17 protein-coding genes are annotated in these 17,607 nt (G+C 38.0%); 3 read left to right on the top strand and 14 right to left on the bottom strand.

Translation table 11 applies throughout. From position 1 onward, the window contains the following. The first annotated feature begins 58 nt into the window (after positions 1 to 58). The gene (locus AN161_RS08615; RefSeq protein WP_053593944.1) at positions 59 to 2,170 is read left to right on the top strand and encodes an MMPL family transporter; all 2,112 of its coding nucleotides are present in this window, start codon (positions 59 to 61) and stop codon (positions 2,168 to 2,170) included. A 53-nt stretch (positions 2,171 to 2,223) separates the two neighbouring features. Here AN161_RS08615 and AN161_RS08610 read toward each other — a convergent pair whose 3' ends face one another. From AN161_RS08610 to AN161_RS08580, 6 genes are all read right to left on the bottom strand, one after another. Further along, positions 2,224 to 2,835 carry an alpha/beta hydrolase gene (locus tag AN161_RS08610; RefSeq protein WP_053593943.1) on the bottom strand — a complete coding sequence of 204 codons (612 nt, stop codon included), beginning with the start codon at positions 2,833 to 2,835 and terminating at the stop codon, positions 2,224 to 2,226. Positions 2,836 to 3,067: 232 nt separating this feature from the next. Further along, complete coding sequence (locus tag AN161_RS08600) at positions 3,068 to 3,532, bottom strand: hypothetical protein (RefSeq protein ID WP_053593941.1); 465 nt, start codon at positions 3,530 to 3,532, stop codon at positions 3,068 to 3,070. Positions 3,533 to 3,978: 446 nt separating this feature from the next. Further along, positions 3,979 to 4,602, bottom strand: a complete 624-nt coding sequence (locus AN161_RS08595; protein ID WP_053593940.1) for an NUDIX domain-containing protein — start codon at positions 4,600 to 4,602, stop codon at positions 3,979 to 3,981. A gap of 12 nt (positions 4,603 to 4,614) precedes the next feature. Next, on the bottom strand, positions 4,615 to 5,694 hold the full coding sequence (locus AN161_RS08590) for an AI-2E family transporter (RefSeq protein WP_053593939.1): 1,080 nt from the start codon (positions 5,692 to 5,694) through the stop codon (positions 4,615 to 4,617). A 236-nt stretch (positions 5,695 to 5,930) separates the two neighbouring features. Further along, on the bottom strand, positions 5,931 to 7,628 hold the full coding sequence (locus AN161_RS08585; protein ID WP_053593938.1) for a M3 family oligoendopeptidase: 1,698 nt from the start codon (positions 7,626 to 7,628) through the stop codon (positions 5,931 to 5,933). A 73-nt stretch (positions 7,629 to 7,701) separates the two neighbouring features. After that, positions 7,702 to 8,277 (bottom strand): YdcF family protein, encoded by a 576-nt coding sequence (locus AN161_RS08580; protein ID WP_075807210.1) that lies wholly within the window; start codon positions 8,275 to 8,277, stop codon positions 7,702 to 7,704. Between the two features lie 84 nt (positions 8,278 to 8,361). Between AN161_RS08580 and AN161_RS29535 the strand changes: the two genes are divergently transcribed. Beyond that, positions 8,362 to 8,505 (top strand): hypothetical protein, encoded by a 144-nt coding sequence (locus tag AN161_RS29535; protein WP_158002994.1) that lies wholly within the window; start codon positions 8,362 to 8,364, stop codon positions 8,503 to 8,505. Between the two features lie 78 nt (positions 8,506 to 8,583). Here the strand turns inward: AN161_RS29535 and AN161_RS08575 are convergent, their stop codons facing one another. Together AN161_RS08575 and AN161_RS08570 are read right to left on the bottom strand one after the other, a co-directional pair. After that, positions 8,584 to 10,326: a methyl-accepting chemotaxis protein gene (locus tag AN161_RS08575; RefSeq protein ID WP_053593937.1), complete on the bottom strand. Its 1,743-nt coding sequence runs from the start codon at positions 10,324 to 10,326 to the stop codon at positions 8,584 to 8,586. A gap of 381 nt (positions 10,327 to 10,707) precedes the next feature. After that, positions 10,708 to 11,427, bottom strand: coding sequence for a YebC/PmpR family DNA-binding transcriptional regulator (locus tag AN161_RS08570; protein WP_053593936.1), 720 nt, complete (start codon positions 11,425 to 11,427; stop codon positions 10,708 to 10,710). Between the two features lie 287 nt (positions 11,428 to 11,714). Here AN161_RS08570 and AN161_RS30985 point away from each other — a divergent pair, with 287 nt between their 5' ends. After that, positions 11,715 to 11,843, top strand: a complete 129-nt coding sequence (locus tag AN161_RS30985) for a hypothetical protein (RefSeq protein WP_277815932.1) — start codon at positions 11,715 to 11,717, stop codon at positions 11,841 to 11,843. Between the two features lie 32 nt (positions 11,844 to 11,875). Here AN161_RS30985 and AN161_RS08565 read toward each other — a convergent pair whose 3' ends face one another. From AN161_RS08565 to AN161_RS08540, 6 genes are all read right to left on the bottom strand, one after another. Continuing rightward, positions 11,876 to 12,340 (bottom strand): low molecular weight protein-tyrosine-phosphatase, encoded by a 465-nt coding sequence (locus tag AN161_RS08565; protein ID WP_053593935.1) that lies wholly within the window; start codon positions 12,338 to 12,340, stop codon positions 11,876 to 11,878. A gap of 58 nt (positions 12,341 to 12,398) precedes the next feature. Continuing rightward, positions 12,399 to 13,007 (bottom strand): 1-acyl-sn-glycerol-3-phosphate acyltransferase, encoded by a 609-nt coding sequence (locus AN161_RS08560; RefSeq protein ID WP_053593934.1) that lies wholly within the window; start codon positions 13,005 to 13,007, stop codon positions 12,399 to 12,401. 166 nt (positions 13,008 to 13,173) lie between these two features. Then, positions 13,174 to 14,004, bottom strand: a complete 831-nt coding sequence (locus AN161_RS08555) for a putative RNA methyltransferase (RefSeq protein WP_053593933.1) — start codon at positions 14,002 to 14,004, stop codon at positions 13,174 to 13,176. Continuing rightward, complete coding sequence (locus AN161_RS08550; protein WP_053593932.1) at positions 14,004 to 15,389, bottom strand: MATE family efflux transporter; 1,386 nt, start codon at positions 15,387 to 15,389, stop codon at positions 14,004 to 14,006. The genes AN161_RS08555 and AN161_RS08550 overlap by 1 nt, the downstream gene beginning before the upstream one ends. 160 nt (positions 15,390 to 15,549) lie before the next feature. After that, on the bottom strand, positions 15,550 to 16,317 hold the full coding sequence (locus tag AN161_RS08545) for a tyrosine-protein phosphatase (protein WP_053593931.1): 768 nt from the start codon (positions 16,315 to 16,317) through the stop codon (positions 15,550 to 15,552). A gap of 329 nt (positions 16,318 to 16,646) precedes the next feature. After that, positions 16,647 to 17,606 (bottom strand): cobalamin-binding protein, encoded by a 960-nt coding sequence (locus tag AN161_RS08540; protein ID WP_053593930.1) that lies wholly within the window; start codon positions 17,604 to 17,606, stop codon positions 16,647 to 16,649. Position 17,607: the final 1 nt, after the last annotated feature.

Raw genomic sequence — 17,607 nt, 5'->3', positions numbered from 1 at the left:
ACACGACAAAATATGACACATCCTTTACACTATTTTAAAAAGGAGATAGCACACTACGATGAAAACTATTTCAGCTTTTATAACAGCTCATGCCAAAGCTATCGTAGCTATTTGGTTCATAATTTTTATCGCCATGGCTATGTTTGCAATACAACTTCCAAGTAAGCTTCATGGAGACGGTTTTTTTGTTGAAGGAGATCATACCTACGTAACTAATGAGCTTGCAAAAACATTTGATCTGCCTTCCGATACAATTTTGGTCGTCTTTAATCCAGCTGAGGATAAGCAAATTCAAGACACTTTAAAAAAGTTGGATAAAATTAAGGAGATTCATTCGATCCAGTCACCACTTGATGATTCCTCTTTACAAAAGAATGGTATAGCTTATGCCATGGTTCATATTAAAAATGATGTTGATTATCTACCTGATGTTGTGAAGGACATCCGTTCATTACTAGAGAATGATGGTGTAAGCATTACAGGCGGTCCTGTGATTTCAGCTGATATCAATACAGCAAGTCAAAAGGATTTAGCATCCGCGGAAGCAATAGGCTTGCCAATCGCTATTATAGTGCTATTACTAGCTTTCGGCACTGTCGTAGCCTCCATCTTACCTATCATTATTGGCGTTATCACTGTTGTAACTGCGTTTGGAATTTTGACATTGCTTAGTGGCAGTGTAAATTTATCGATTTTTGTGTTAAATATAGTACCAATGCTTGGACTTGCATTAAGTATTGATTTTGCCTTGTTGTTTATTAATCGGTACCGCGAAGAACGTGCCCATACATCCATTGTACAGGCTATCCAAACAGCTATACAGACAGCTGGCCGTTCTATCATCTTTTCTGCCGTTTGTGTCATGATCGGTTTAGGCGCCATGATTGTCATTGACGTCGAAATATTTCACAATATCGCTTTAGGTGGCACGATTGTTGTATTACTTGCAGTGCTTTCTGGCTTGACCTTGCTCCCTGCAACGATGATGTTATTAGGAGATCGCCTAAACAAATGGCGTTTATTACGCGTCAAGTCCGGTGGAATAAATCGTTGGCGTGGCTTCGCTGGCTTTGTCATGAAACATCCAGTGACCATCGTTATTGTGGCATTATTATTACTAAGTATTGGTATGATTCCATTGAAGGATATTAAACTGACAATTCCTCAGGTGGATTCATTACCAACAAAATATGAGGCACGTGCAGCTTATGATCAATTAGACAAAACATTTGGACTTGGTGATACCTCAACTTTATATTTACTAGCAGAACGTAAGGAAGGCTGGGAAGATAGTGAGGCAAGAAAGCTTATTTACACTATTCAAGAAAAGTTACTTGATGACCCACTGGTAAATCATGTATCAACCATATATACGACCGCTAACATTAAGTCACCTGAGGAACTGACAGCTTCTTTGGAAATTCCACAAATGGCAGAACAATTAACACCAATTCTAAATACGTTTTCTAAAGATAAACAACTCTTTATCCCAATTACATTAGATGCCGCTGGTTCATCAACTACCGCTCAAAAATTCGCTCGAACATGGAACGATAAAGATTTAGGTGTGAATTTTGCACTTGGCGGTCCTGCGAAATTTAACCAAGAAATTTTTGATGAAATATCTAGTAAAATTTTCTTGGCCATATCCATTATTATCGTATCAACGTTCTTTATTTTAATGCTCGCTTTCCGTTCTATTTTAATCCCACTGAAAGCGATTATTATGAATATTATTGGGCTTTCGTCAGCCTTCGGTATTCTCGTCTATATTTTCCAATATGGGCATTTTGGAATTGAAGCTGGTACGATCGTACTTATTATTCCAGTCATTGTATTTTGTCTTGTATTCGGCTTAAGTATGGACTATGAAGTCTTTTTAATATCACGTATTCAAGAGGAATATCAAAAAGGGGCGGATAATACACGTGCAACGATTGACGGTCTAACCTCCACAAGTAGAATCATTACGTCAGCAGCGCTTATTATGATTGTCATAACAGGGGCATTCGCTTTCACAGATGTGATGCCAGTGAAGCAAATTGGTGTTGGTATAGCTATTGCAGTCGTCATCGATGCAACGATTATTCGTCTCATGCTCGTGCCAAGTCTGATGAAGCTCTTTGGGGATTGGAATTGGTGGCTACCTTTCGCAAAGAAACAAAAATAAAAGAATCCGCAACCTTCCGTGAACTCTCTCTCACAAAGGATGCGGATTTTTTCTTATTTTGAATAAATGCTGTTGTACCATTCTTTTGCTGCTTCTACCTCAGGCATTGTTAGCTGATGACCATAATTAAACCATTTAGTCGTCACATCTGCCCCTGCTGACGTTAAAAGCCCCTCTAAGTCTTCAGATTCCTGTGCAGAACACATCGGATCATTCGCTCCAGCACCGATAAAGACAGGGATAGAAGAAAGTGTAGGCAATTCAATATCACGTCTAGGCACCATTGGATGATGCAGTATTGCGCCTGCTAGAGCATCCTCATAATGGAATAATAGGCTAGCAGCAATATTGGCACCATTTGAATAGCCAATAGCAACAACTCGATTGCGATCAAAGCCATACTGCTGTGCTGCCTCTAATAAGAAGTCGTTTAATTCCTTCGTACGGAAAATTAAATCCTCTATATCAAAAACACCTTCCGCTAATCGACGGAAAAAGCGCGGCATGCCATTTTCAAGTACATTTCCACGAACACTTAAAATACTTGCTGTATCATCAATTTCCTTCGCAAGTCCAATTAAGCTTTGCTCATTTCCACCTGTACCATGTAACAGTAAAAAAGTTGGTTTTGCTTCATCTGTTCCCTTATGAAAAACGTGCTGCATTTACAGTCCACCTCTCAATTATCTTGAATTCGAGATAATTGTAGCCTGTGGCAAAATTAAATTCAAGCTCTTTGACTTATTAATTTCTCGATTTTCACTATTTGGCTGTTCTTGATTGTTTTTATAAAAATTTGTAATCGTGAATACCGAAAATAGACATACCGCTATAACAGCAACAATAACTATTCCCACTAATTTTTTCCCATTCATTTGCTATGATCCCTCGCATTACTTATTTCTTTTTACGAAAGCCCTCTTCTAGTAAATATTCTTTCGCAGCATCATGTGTACCAAATGCTTCTTCTAAATTTTCACCATGATAAACATTCCATGAACGTTGCTCAAAGGCTAGTTTTAATTGAATACCTTCACGATTTTGCCATATCTCTTCGATTGGCCCTTGATCTTCTTCTTCTTCCGATAAATATTGAATGGCATCTTCAACAATCTCACGAAGCTGTTGTTCATCGTAATCACGAATATTTACTAGACCTTTATCGTTTGCTTCTTCCTCATAGCGCAATAAATCACCAACAAAGACAAAACCGTTGCCATTTGGATGTAGCTTTTCCACAACAATTGTCTTTTCGTAAAGGCTATCCATAAAGTGATAATTTAAGCGCTTCAATGAAACTTCCTTCTTTGTAAGTTCAGGGAATGATTCGATGATGGTTTGTTTTTGTTCAAATGTTAGCATATAAAAATGCTCCTTTTCTATTCAATCTTTCTTACAGTATAACTTATTTTCCTTTTTATATCGAAGTAAAATAGGCAGTTCTAAAAGTAAAATTAGTGGTTCCTCTTCTATAACGTGTGGTTGATAGTTCCGGCTAGGCGCTTTGTTGCTGCCGCTTCGCTTTCGCGCAGAGCAGAGCTTCCTGGGGGCGTCGGTTTTATGGGGGTCCGATCTTAATAATTTACTGATATAAAGATAAAAATCCGCGTAGACCTCTGCGGAGAAAACAAGAGCACGAGACCCAGAAGGGAGTTAGCGAAAATGTGTTTCGTAACGAAGCGTGGTGAAACGCAGCGTCAGGAGCACACCGATTTGGCTCGTACCTTGTCCACGGAAGGCGAAGCGGATTTTACTTTATTTATTGTGCTAGAATTCTTATGAAGGATTTTTCAGACACCCTCCACAATTCATAACGTTTTATTTAACACTTTATCTTTTACAAACTGAATAACATGGGCAACGTATAGTTCACGGTAAGGGACAAATTGTGCTGTACTTACTGGGCGCACAATTTTTGCTCGTTGACCATCAGGGAAATATTCATAGCCTTCAATATTTAGAGTAGCTGTTTCTCCTAAAAAGAATGCCTCTGCCTCATCAAGCTTTGCTCGAACGACCCCTGACACTTCCTCATACTGCAGTTCAAATGATTCCCAATCATGTTTGAATGGATATATATAAACATGACAAAATTCATTGTCGATCATGTTTTCCGAAACAATGCTACAAGATGTCATGCCCATTTTAACAACTTCGTTTACATTAACATCGAGTCCTAGCTCTTCCTTCACTTCACGAATTCCTGATTCTACTGTCTCTACAGCTAATAGATGCCCTGCCGCTGTAATATCAAGCAAGCCAGGGTAGTCCTTTTTTTGTGAACTACGGATTTGGAAATAGATATAGTCCTCATTGACAAGCCAACAGTGGAATGTTTCATGCCATAGTCCTTTTTCATGTACCTCTGCTCTCGTTGCTGTCCCAATCTGTTCATGCTGTTCATTAAAAACTTTCACAATTTCTTGTTCCATTTTTTCCGACTCCTATACCGACTTCGTAGCCTTTTTCTTAATCACGTTCCGTTCATCATAAATATTAGATGCGATTACTTTTAATACTGCATAAAACGGTACAGCAATGATAATACCGATAAAGCCTGCAATATTACCTGCTGCTAAAATAACTGTAATAACGGTTAACGGATGAATATCGAGTGTTTTCCCCATTACATTAGGTGTTATAAAGTTACTATCAATTTGCTGCGCCACGAGTGTGACAACAGACACCCATATGACTAACACTGGATCCTGAACAACAGCCACGATCAGCGCTGGTGTAAAGGCAATCCATGGTCCTATAAACGGAATCATATTCATAAAGAACGCGAATATAACAAGTAGCAACGAATATTCTAGACCTATAATTAAATACCCGACATACATAATGAGTGCTAGTAAAAAACTAATTTGCAGCTGTCCTTGAATATAGCTACGTAAAACATCGTCAATTTCACTTAACGTCTTTTTCACCCATTCTCGACGTTCACCACTGAAATATTTATAAACTGACGGCGCAAATTTTTCATGATCCTTCAACATAAAAATAAAGAAAAATGGAATTAAAATAGCTAATAAAGAAACTGATACAACTGATTGTAAAAACGAAACTAGCCCCTTACTTGCCACAACGGCAAAATGCTGTGCAGAATTTGCCATATTGTCGATAAAATCTTTCAACTGTGGTGGGAAGTTATCCTTGTTTTTAAACACATAATCAGCTGCCTCTTGAATACTAGCACTAATCTGCGGTACATTTTTCACTAAATTATTTACCTGTACTGCAATCGGATTACCAACGATCCACCCAAAGCCACCAACAAGCGCTATTAATCCAATGACTATCGTTAATATACTTGCCCATCTCGGCCATTTACGCTTCTCTAAAAACCTCTGAATCGGCTCCGTAACATAATACAAAACACCGCCAAGCAATAAAGGTATAAAAATAACCTTTAAGATAATTACAAACGGCGAAAAAATCCAATGAATCTCTATAAAATATTTAATGATTAGTAGAGCAAGAAAAACCCCTACTCCTACTTGAAACCAAACTTTCCTCGTCACTTTATTCACTTCCCTTTATCACAGTTACTGAAAATACTACTTATATATTACCCATTTCGCAAGTATTCTATCATGTATTGTCAAGTTAAAAGAGTTTTTGAAACTAAAAAATTCGCAACCCTCCAACAGGCAATCCCGCAAGCCCCTCAAATGCTAAAAGCATATGAGGAGGCTTATACAGCTTGCCTTCCACAGGAGTGTCGCAAATTTTCACTAATGATGCATAATGCAGCAGTTTATAATTTTGTATCGTCTACTGAATTTAAGTAATCTTCAATATCTCCAATAACCGATTCAACACAACCGTCCTCAAATGGTGAAATTAAGCCTGCTTCTTTTACAAGCTTCGTAAAGGACATGGAGCCACCTAAACCACATAAATGGATATAGTCCTTCCAAGCAGCTTCAAATTCTTCACGTGAACGTTTCCAGAATTGGAATGCGCAAATTTGTGCTAGCGTGTAATCAATGTAATAGAATGGGCTCGAATAAATATGTCCCTGACGTTGCCATATACCGCCCGCTTCTAAATAGCTGTTATGATCATAGTCACGGTGTGGTAAATATGTTTCCTCAATTTTTTTCCATGCAGCCTTACGTTCCGCTGGTGTCATATTCGGATTTTCGTAGATAACATGCTGGAACTCATCAACTGCAACACCGTAAGGAAGGAATAATAAGCCACTACTTAAGTGTGTGAACTTATATTTTTCTGTGTCTTCCTTAAAGAATAGCTCCATCCATGGCCATGTGAAAAATTCCATACTCATCGAGTGAATTTCGCAAGATTCATATGTTGGCCATAAATATTCTGGAATACCAATGTTACGACTTGAATAAACTTGGAAAGCATGTCCAGCCTCATGTGTTAACACATCGATATCGCCTGAAGTACCATTAAAGTTCGAGAAGATAAATGGTGAGTGATAGTTTTCGATAAATGTACAATAACCGCCACTCTCTTTTCCTTTCTTCGCCACTAAATCCATTAAATCATGGTCAATCATGAAGTTGAAGAATTCACCTGTTTCAGGCGATAGCTCTTCATACATTTTTTTGCCGTTCGCAACAATCCACTCCGGATCGCCTTTTGGTGTAGCGTTTCCTGATAAAAAGTTTAATGCTTCATCATAGAACTTAAAGTCAGAAATACCAATACGTTTTGCCTGACGTTCATATAATTTTGTTGCAACTGGTACGATTAAATCACGAACTTGGTCACGGAATTTCTTTACCATATCAGCGTTATAATCAATACGATTCATTCGAATATAGCCTAGCTCTACATAGTTTTTATAGCCTAATTTAACAGCAATTTCATGACGTACCTTTACAAGCTCGTCATATAGTCGATCAAATTCCTCTTCATGCTCAGCAAAAAAGCCAAAGCGTGCATCCGTTGCCGCCTTACGCATTGCACGATCAGTAGACTCTGCATATGGTCCAAGCTGAGCAAGCGTTAATGTTTCACCATTAAAGTCAATTTGCGCAGAGGCAACTAGTTTATTGTATTCTGAAACAAGCTTATTCTCCTTTTGCATTAAATCAATGACTATTGGTGAAAAGCCTTTAATTTGATAAGTTGCTAGATCAAATAACTGCTGTCCCCATTTTTCCTCTAACTGCTCACGGAATGGTGAAGCGTTTAGTGCTTTATAATATTCTGTTGTTACCTCTTCCAACTCAGGTCCAACCTCGTCGAAATAATCGCGCTCTGCATGATAAAATTCATCATTCGTATCAATCGAAGCACGAATGTACATTAAGTTCGCCATCGTAGCATAGTCATTACTTAATGCGTTTAACTTTTCAATTATCCCACTTTGTTCATCCATCGTTTGAGCATTTTTAAATAGGTCAATTAAGGATAATTGTTGCTCTTTCATTGCCTCGATGTTCGGACGGCTGTATTCATAGTCTTTAAACGTTTTCATAAAGTCCCCTCTTTCTGTCATATACCCCATTATATTTCTATTATATGCCAAATCTATCTTATTAAGAAACAATTTAATAGCCAATTATATATGTTTTTAATAATGCTGCCCTTTCACGTAGCTTTAACTTTGCTTCCACTGATTTTGGTGTTTTTGCCGCGACGACATCTACTTCAAAATCCAAAGACTCAGCCAGATATCTTGCACGCTTTAAATGAAAATCATTAGAGACAATCGTGATTTGCTTTGTTCCTTTAGGCAATAGTTCTTTAGAAAATAATAAATTCTCATAAGTTGATGTAGATTGGTCTTCCACTAATATTCTGTTCGTTTCAATGCCCTTGTCCTGTAAGTACTTAAGCATTACAGAAGCCTCTGTCCGATCTTCATCTCCCCCTTTTCCACCTGACACAATTACTTTTACATGAGGATACTTGTTTAAATACTTCACAGCCTCTTCCAATCTATTTTTCAAAGAAAGCGATGGGACTCCACCCGCTTTTACCTTCGCTCCTAGAACAATCATGTATGCAGCTGTTCCGTTTGCGGCAGGCTGAACCCCTTGTTTCATCTCTTCGCCAAGCCAAATATAAACAACACTACTCACAGCAAGTAGTAAAACTCCTACTCTTATCACCCATTTTTTCACGATTTATCCCTCCTTTACCTTTTATTAGATCATCATCAACAATTGGGAACATATGTTAAAACGTATACCATGTATATAAGTTGATTGGAGTGGAGGCTGGGCGACTCCTCGGGAATCAGCGTCACAGATGAGACGCTACAGCGAAGCGGATGTTATCTGTGCGAAAGCGTAGCGGCAGCAACAAAGCGCCCAGTTGGAACGGAAATCAACCTCACACGATGGTGTTAAGTCCTTTTATTAACGTTAAGGTAGAGAAAAAGGATGCTTGTACTAGAATTACTGTACAAACATCCTGGTTGATTATCTTTATCTTAATATAAAGCGCTTAATAGATTCCTGTAACGCCGTTATTTCATCTGTTAAATCATTGGAAGATTCACTAACAAGCTGAATGGCGTGCTGTTGTTCATCAACGGATGCCGTTACTTCCTCTGAAGCAGCAGCATTTTTCTCACTAATCATCGCAATACTTTCAATAGATTGCATAATGTTATCCTTTGAGCTATTTAAATATTCTACTCCCGCAGTCATCTCCCCAATGACGGAAATAATTTTCTCTACAGCCAATTCGATTTCCTTAAAGGATGACTCCGTTATGGCAACCGAATCATTTTGCTGACGAACAATGACGTCTGTTTTCTTCATCTCATCGTTCACTAAATTAGTTTCACTTTCAATCCCCTTTAAGGTTGTACGCACTAGTTCAGTTGCACCAGATGTTTGATCCGCAAGCTTACGTACCTCCTCAGCAACAACTGCAAACCCCTTGCCATGCTCACCGGCTCTTGCTGCTTCTATTGATGCATTCAATGCAAGTAGATTCGTCTGATCAGAAATCTCGGTTATAGTACCGACAATGCCTTCAATTTCCCTGACTTTCACAATTAAGCTAGTAAATACAGCCTGAACATTATTAATCAATTCAGAAGACTCATGTGATTTCTCTTTTAAGCTGTTTAAATTCACAAGACCCTCTTGATTGGATTGCTTCATATGCTGTGATGCGCCTAGCATTACTTCATTTTTGTCATGTAAAACTTCAATTTGTTGGGCAAACTCAATGGCAGTTTTATTTGTATCCTCAGCATCTGAAGCTTGCTTTACCGCACCGCTTGAGACCTCATTAATCGCTTTTACTATTTCATCTCCATAAGCGTTTGTTTCCTCTGCCACAGATGTTAAATTTGACGATGTTGATTGAATTTCTACAATAGCTTCCTCTACATCTGTAATTAACGTTTTCAGTTGATCAACCATTTCATTAAAGCCTTCATTTAGCTGACCAATTTCATCTGAGCGTTGAAGATCTTCAATTTCTACAGTTAGATTCCCCTTTGCTACTTCACGTACACGTTTAGATAGTTTTTGAACGGGTAAAGCCAAATGTCTAGAAACCATTATGACAACTGCTGTACCAATAATAATGGCACCAACTAATGTAATACCGATAACAAGTAATAATGAATTAGCTCCTTCATTAAAGTCTTGCATATATGTACCTGATGCTATGATCCATCCCCAATGAGGATCCTTTGCAGAATAAATTATTTTATCGGCTATTACATCTTGACCCGGTAGCTCAAATTCATATTGTGTAAAACCCCCACCAACAAGTGCTTTGTCGGTTACTTCCCGGATAAAATAATTGCCGCTACTATCTTGATCGTTCCATAGGTTGTCCCCTTCTCGAGTCGGATGGGTTGTTAACGTTCCTTTATCATCTAGAACATATATATAACCATACTCTCCTAAGTCTCCAGGATAATTAATTGGTCTCTTTCCTTCACTATCCTTCGGTCCGAGTAATGCCTCCCGCACTCGCTCCTGTGCAACATTCAAAGGGATATCGCCCTTTTCAACGCTTTCATTTGCAAGCTCGATTAATTGCAAAGTAGATTCAACACTATTTTTAATAACTTGTTCGCCAATATCCTCCATACCATTTTTTGCTTTACCGTAGCTAACTAGACCGATAATTAAGCTAGGGAATATTAATAATGCTAATGAAATGATAATTAGTTTCCCCTGTATCGAACGTAAAAACTTCATGCTTTAGCCCCCTTTTTCTCCTCGTTTACCATGACTATTAATCTATATTATGTTATGATTTGAAATTTTTCACAATGGGTAAAACACAATTTAAGTACGAATTATTCGCTTTTTTACCCAAATATGCTCATTCATCATAGCGTGAGGTTGATTTTCCGTTCCGACTGAGCACTTTCCTGGGGGCGTCCGGTCGGAACGGAAATCAACTTATATATGACATACGTTATAACAAATGTCATCCCTAGCTTTTGATAACGAGACCCAAATATGCTATTACTCATATTTTTACAGTTAAGAAAAAAACTATCTTTCTACAGGCATATGCCTTTTAGAAAAATAGTTTTTTAATTTTTATCGTAATTTAAATTTAAACGCTACTGATTATTCACCGAAATCTGCATTATGGTAAACATTTTGTACATCTTCTAAATCTTCTAAGACATCAATTAATTTTTCAAATTTCGCCACATCGTCACCAGTTAATGCTACTTCTGTTTGTGGAAGCATTGAAAGCTCTGCTACTGTAAATTCTTGAACACCGGCCGCTTTTAATGCTTCTTGTGTAGCAAAGAATTGATCTGGCTCTGCATAAATAATTACAGTCTCTTCTTCTTCTAGAATATCACGAGCATCAATATCTGCTTCCATTAAAATTTCTAGAACTTCATCTGCTGATTTACCTTCTAAACCGATAACTGCTGTTGAATCAAACATGTAGGCAACAGATCCACTGACACCCATATTCCCATTATTTTTACCAAATGCTGCACGTACATCAGAAGCTGTACGATTAACATTATTTGTTAAAGCATCAACAATTATCATAGTACCAGCTGGTCCGAAACCTTCATAACGTAATTCGTCGAAGCTTTCATCGCCGCCACCCTTCGCTTTATCAATTGCTTTTTCAATAATATGTTTAGGAACACTGTATGTTTTTGCTCGTTCAAGAACCACTTTAAGGGCACGGTTTGACTCAGGATCTGGTTCGCCTGATTTAGCTGCCACATAAATTTCACGTCCGAATTTTGCATTGATACGGCTTGTGCTTTGGTCTTTAGACGCTTTCTTTTCTTTAATATTGTTCCACTTACGACCCATAGTTTCCACTCTCTTTCAAATGTAAGTTTATCAAAATCATAGATGCGCAGATGCGCAGTTGCACATCTGTAAATGGTGATTAAATACTTCTCGTTTACTCTGCAAATAATAACACAAATGATGCTTACAAAGCTAGATATACCAATGTTTAAGGTGACTTTATTAAGCATTAATTGTAAAAAATTGTTTCATCACCAAAAGTTGTGGATGACATTTATTAAAACGTATGCCATATTATAGTTGATTGGAGTGGAGGCTGGGCGACTCCTCGGGGATTAGCGTCACAGATGAGACCCTGGAGCGCAAGCGAAGCGGCTCATCGGACGCCCCCAGGAAGCTTTGCTCTGTGCGAAAGCGAAGCGACAGCAACAACAAAGCGCCCAGTCGGAACGGAAATCAACCACATGTTATGGTGATAATCCAAAAAATTGTTTCACTTAGAGCCGCTTTACAATTGGTTTTCTACTTTGATTTTTTCTAATAATGCATGACAACCCTCTAAGACTAAATCATAGGTTTCTTGAAAATCACCCGTATAGTATGGATCAGGTACATCTTTTTGATGGTCGGTTAAATCTAAAAAGCGGAAAATCTTTGGAGAATCAGGATTGCCAAACATCGTTAGGATGTTACGTATATTGCTGTCATCCATGCCAATAATGTAATCAAAATTTTCAAAGTCAACCTTTTGTAATTGTCGGCCCTGCATCCCTTTCGTCGAGATGCTATATTCTTTCAGCTTATCTTGTGTTCCTCTATGAGGAGGTTCACCAATATGCCAAGAGCTTGTTGCAGCCGAATCTACTTCGACTTTATGACTCAAATGCTCTTTTTCTACTAAATCACGCATGACCGCTTCAGCCATTGGCGAGCGACAAATATTTCCCAAACATACAAAAAGTACTCGAATCATTTTTTGTCCTCCTACAACAAAGCACTCAAAATCAACTTGATCCTGAGTGCCTTCTAAGTCATTTCTTTTCTGTTGCAATTCGCTTTTCTAATTCCTCTGTTAAAGCCACCAGATCATGCTCAAGACGATGTGTAAATTCCTCGCGCCCTTCTTTACCCTTGCCTGTCACATAAAATGGTTCACCATAAATTAGATAACCTTTACCACGCTTAAAAACATCACCGACATTACGCGCACCAACATAAGCGGCTGGTACGATTGGGGATTTTGACAGCTGTGCTATTGTAATCGCACCTTGCTTTAAATCCGAACCTTCAGCATTTCGTGTACCAGATGGGAAAATCCCTACGATTTTACCCTCTTTCAATAACTGTGAAGGGATTTTAATAACACTTGGTCCTGGATTGTCACGATCAACCGGAAAAGCATTTAATCGTTCAATTAGCCAGCCAAGACCTTTTATATCAAACAACTGCTTTTTAGCCATAAAGTGAATTTCTCGAGGAGACATTGAAACTCCAAGATTTAAAATATCAACATAACCCGTATGTGTACACGCAATGATAAACCCACCTTCCTTCGGTAAGTTTTGCTCCTCATATACACGCGCCTTTGAGCCCGTTAATTTTAATATAACTTTGACAAGATTTGCTATAAATTTATACACTGTCTCATTCCTACCTTATTCAATAGTTATTCCCATTGTAATCGAAAAGACCAGTATACTGCAATTGCATGTGAAATAATAAATCAATTATGCCTCGGCATAGAGGTTGGAGCCTTCTGTACCTGTCGCTACGCTTTCGGTACAGAAAATAATTGTTGAAAGCAAGTTAGACCTTTCCCACTAAAATATCAACATCAATCGTAATTTCATTTAATTGAATATTTGCTCCCTCTTTTTTATGCCAGCCCATCGGTGTCATTTCAAGCAGTGCTGGTACAAGCTCTGTAGCTAGCGGTACTGTATAAGTAATACGCTCCACACTAACATCGGCAAAGCTTTCTTTAAAACGAGCAACTATTTGTTCATTTGAATACGACTCTTTGGAAGAATCCGCATATAATTGCGCTCGAAGCTCATGTAGGTACCCACTTTGAGGTACAACTTTTACAACACAACCATTCTTAGTTAAAAGACGTTTAAATTCTTCGTAATTGGCAGGAGATAAAATATTTAAAATTGCGTCGAAGCTTGATCTTGCAAATGGACTTTTCGCTAAATCACCCACACACCAAATTTGCTCTGGATAATGTCGAGATGCAGCAAGAATGCCCTCTTTCGCTATATCTATACCAATGCCAATCCCTTGTTCCTTCGCCATAATACGGGCTAAATGTGAACCTTCACCACACCCTGTATCAAGCACGGTTTCTGCAGTAGCAATTAGCTCTCTAATTTTATCTTCTACTACATCATAAATACCACTATCAATAACCGCTTTTCGAGATTCAAAGAGGTCTTTACTGTACTTAGAAATAGCACCATGTGTCAGCATATTGATGTAGCCCTGCTTGGCAATATCAAAAGAATGATTTGATGAACATATAAGTCTACCCTGCTCAAAAACACCCATTGACTCCTGACAAATCGGACAAGCAAAAAGCATTATATTTTTATCCATTAAAGCTGCCCCTGCAGCTCTTTTAGAAATTGCCCCCATTAATTTACCTCCTTCTGTTCTGTAGGTGAAACAAGTGCGAAACGCTCCCACTTACGACTTTTCCATCTAAAGTATACGATAATGGCTCGCATCCATTCATCTGCCGAAATCGCTAGCCAAATACCTACTAAGCCCCAATCTAAAACGAATACGAACAAGTAGCCGAGTGGAAGGCTCATACAAACCATCGATAAAAATCCAATTTTGACCGGAAATCTCGCATCCCCTGAGGCACGCAATGAATTAATAACCACGATATTCATCGTACGGCCTGTTTCAAGCAGAATACTTAATGCTAAAACAGATGCTCCGATGGCAATTACCTCTGGATTATCAGTAAAAACACGCATTAGTTGCTGACGGAATATCGTCACAACTGCAACCATTATTATCGTAAAGATAAAAGCCGCCCTCACACTTAACCAAAGCTGATGGTAAGCTTCAGCCTTTTTACCAGCACCGACAAAACGTCCAATAATAATAGCTGTCCCTGTACCGATTGCAATCGCAAACAAATACGTAAACATCGAAATATTCATCGCATATTGTCTTGCTGCAAGTGTCTCTGATCCTAAATACGTTGCATAGTAGAGGAAGACAATCTGACAGAACTGATAAAGCACCTGCTCAAACGCGGACGGCAAACCTATGTTTAATATTTTTCGAATATATTCCTTTGAATATTCAAAATAATATTCCAGCTTTATCCTTACTTCCATGACTTGGTACAACAACCAGAAAAACACAATAACTGCTAATCCACGACTTATTACGGAAGAAATAGCCGCTCCTTTTACACCTAGCTCTGGTAATCCAAAGTTACCAAAGATTAAACCGTAATTTAATACAACGTGTAGCACATTCATACCTAGTGATACATACATCGTTTGCTTTGTCCAACCATGTACACGAATAATCGCTGCTAACGCATTTATAATTGCCTGTAAAAAAATAAAGCTTCCTATGATCACTAAATAGCTTTGTGCGTATTGAAGCACTTCCCCCTGCAAGTTCATCATGGTCATTAAATGACTTGAAAAGAAGAAGAATAAGACACTCATCATTAGTCCAACGACCAAATTCATCGTTACTGCTAAAGCGGAAATCTTCGCAGCTTCAAAAATGCGCCTTGAATCTAAATATTGAGATACAACAATGGAAGCACCATTACCAACTACTTCAAGTATTAAAATTGCAATATGAATATATTGATTGGCTGCACCAACTCCTGATACAGCATTGTCTGATAAAGCACTGAGCATAAATGTATCGGCTAGTCCCATTAACATAAATAAAAATACTTCTAAGAAAATCGGCCATGTTAAATGGAATAAACTTAACTTGTTAGTCTCTTTTATATCACTTTCTTTTCCTGTATCCGCCAATACTTTTCACTTCTCCTATACATTTCATAAAATATATAGTATCTTATCATAGATTTTTAGGCTGTAAAGAGTTTATGTATCAAACATCAAAAGAATATGCAAAGCTAGTATTACACATAAAAAAAATCCCTTTCACAGGACCGTGTGAAAGGGTTTCTTATCATGTTAAGCAAAGAGTCTGTAATTGCTCACGCTTTTCTTTTGTTAGATCAAATTCTTGCTCTAAAAATGCTGACTTAGAGCCATATCGGTTATCCATTGCATCAAATGCTGCCTGTAAATACTCCTCACGGGCAGACATTAGTGCATAAAATTGCTGTAATTCTCGATCGCTATAATCTTGCTGAATTGCCTGAGCCATTCGTTCTACTAAGGGACTTAGATGTACATTTGTATCTAAATAATCCTCCATTATCGTTTCCTCAGGTACATCTAAAGCGAGTAAAATAAGTGCACCACCAATACCTGTACGATCCTTCCCTACCGCACAATGATGAACAAGCCCTAAATTTTCAGGGTGTTGAATCGTTATCATTAACTCCTTAAACGAAGCATTATTAAAAGGCATTTGGGCGTAAAATTCTTGGAACATCTCTGGACTTACGACTTTATAAAAATCTTTTCCTCCTGTGTTTGTAGGCATCTCGAAGGCATGATTTCCCTTTGCTGGTATTTGAATATAATTAGCATAAGGGAATATCGGATTAGGATTATTTTGCGCTTCATGGTTATCACGATAATCAAAAATTGTTTTCACACCTAGCGTTTCAAAAAGTTTCTTATCCGCCATCGTCATTTTGCCAAGTGCCGCTGAACGATAAATTAAGCCATTCTTTACAGAACGCCCATCTCTCGTCTTATACCCACCCATATCACGAAAATTGTAAACAGCCTCAAACGGAATAATCTTCATATCAAACTGTTTCATTCACTGCACCTCCCTCAGTTAGCAAGCATCCTTATTTCTATTCTATAGAACAATTCGATATAATACCAATTTTCACACTAGGAAATCATACAATACTTATACTAGACTGATATGGAACTTTATTTGATCTTTTCTTTATCGAAGCAGAGTGATTTTCGGTATTACCTGATCACTTTTTCTGCAAAGCGGACCGGATTTCAGCATTACCCGATCGCACAAGCACCCCTCCATCAGAACAAGTTGAGGGAAGTCTTCACTGCCAGAGTAATTATCCATCAAAAAAGCTGCCCTCGATAAAGGACAGCTCTAAAATGCTATTTTCAATTAGATTATTTGAATAACTCAGGATATACCGCCTTGGCTATTAACTCAACAGCTTCGCCAATACGTGGACCTGGACGGTTTGAGATATCAGTATCGATATAATAAATCGCTTTATTTTGAATGGCAGCGATTGAATTCCATCCATCACGAGAAAGAATTTCTGCCGCTGGGTTATCCACATAGTTTACTGTTGTTAAAATGACTTCTGGATTTTTCGCAATGACATCTTCCTCAGATATCTCTTTCCAGCCTTTTAGCTCAGCAAATACGTTGTTAACATTTGCAGCATTTAAAATCTCTTGTTGGAATGTACCAGAAGCAGCTGTAAATATTTGTGGCTTCGGACTAATTTCTAAGAAGATATTTTTTGGTTCTTTTACTTCTTTGACTTTCGCTTGGACTTCAGCGATCTTAGCTTTAATATCTTCATTTAACTTTTCGCCTTTATCTTCAATTCCCATAACGGTTGCGATTTGTTGGATGTCACCGTAAACATCATCAAATGACTTAGCTGATTGAATGGCAAACACTTTAATCCCCGCATCTTCAAGACCTTTTAATGCATTTAAAGTTTCATCATTTCCCGTTGTATAGGCAATAACTATATCTGGCTTTAACGCTAAAATTCGCTCACTATTGAATGTTACAGAATCAGAAACACGCTCAATTTTTTGTGCTTCTTCTGGATACGTATCATACTCCGTTGCACCGACGATTTTATCACCAACGCCTAGAGCATATAAAATTTCTGTATTACTCGGTTGTAAAGAAACAACAGTTTTAGGTACTGCAGCAAACTCTACTTCTACACCACGGTCATCCTTAACTTTATAGCTAGTTTTCTCAACTTGTTGATCTTCCTTAGAAACAGTATCTTTATTAGTATCCTCTTTCGTACCGCAGCCTACTAATACAAGTGCCAGCATCAACACAAACAGCCATTGTAGCTTAAACAATTTCTTCATT

Origin of the sequence: Lysinibacillus sp. FJAT-14222, from assembly GCF_001278875.1 — a bacterium.
Taxonomy (GTDB): Bacteria; Bacillota; Bacilli; order Bacillales_A; family Planococcaceae; genus Lysinibacillus; species Lysinibacillus agricola.
The sequence above is the reverse complement of the archived record's forward strand: the minus strand, read 5'-3'. Positions and strand labels throughout refer to the sequence as shown.

Excerpts from the sequence above, each read along its gene's own strand:
- AN161_RS08585 (WP_053593938.1), bottom strand. The coding sequence starts at position 7,628 with ATGAAAACGTTTAAAGACTATGAATACAGCCGTCCGAACATCGAGGCA.
- AN161_RS08575 (WP_053593937.1), bottom strand. The coding sequence starts at position 10,326 with ATGAAGTTTTTACGTTCGATACAGGGGAAACTAATTATCATTTCATTA.
- AN161_RS08615 (WP_053593944.1), top strand. The coding sequence starts at position 59 with ATGAAAACTATTTCAGCTTTTATAACAGCTCATGCCAAAGCTATCGTA.
- AN161_RS08555 (WP_053593933.1), bottom strand. The coding sequence starts at position 14,004 with ATGGGGGCAATTTCTAAAAGAGCTGCAGGGGCAGCTTTAATGGATAAA.
- AN161_RS08540 (WP_053593930.1), bottom strand. The coding sequence starts at position 17,606 with ATGAAGAAATTGTTTAAGCTACAATGGCTGTTTGTGTTGATGCTGGCA.
- AN161_RS08570 (WP_053593936.1), bottom strand. The coding sequence starts at position 11,427 with ATGGGTCGTAAGTGGAACAATATTAAAGAAAAGAAAGCGTCTAAAGAC.
- AN161_RS08610 (WP_053593943.1), bottom strand. The coding sequence starts at position 2,835 with ATGCAGCACGTTTTTCATAAGGGAACAGATGAAGCAAAACCAACTTTT.
- AN161_RS08595 (WP_053593940.1), bottom strand. The coding sequence starts at position 4,602 with ATGGAACAAGAAATTGTGAAAGTTTTTAATGAACAGCATGAACAGATT.
- AN161_RS08545 (WP_053593931.1), bottom strand. The coding sequence starts at position 16,317 with ATGAAACAGTTTGATATGAAGATTATTCCGTTTGAGGCTGTTTACAAT.
- AN161_RS08565 (WP_053593935.1), bottom strand. The coding sequence starts at position 12,340 with ATGATTCGAGTACTTTTTGTATGTTTGGGAAATATTTGTCGCTCGCCA.
- AN161_RS30985 (WP_277815932.1), top strand. The coding sequence starts at position 11,715 with ATGAGACCCTGGAGCGCAAGCGAAGCGGCTCATCGGACGCCCCCAGGA.
- AN161_RS08600 (WP_053593941.1), bottom strand. The coding sequence starts at position 3,532 with ATGCTAACATTTGAACAAAAACAAACCATCATCGAATCATTCCCTGAA.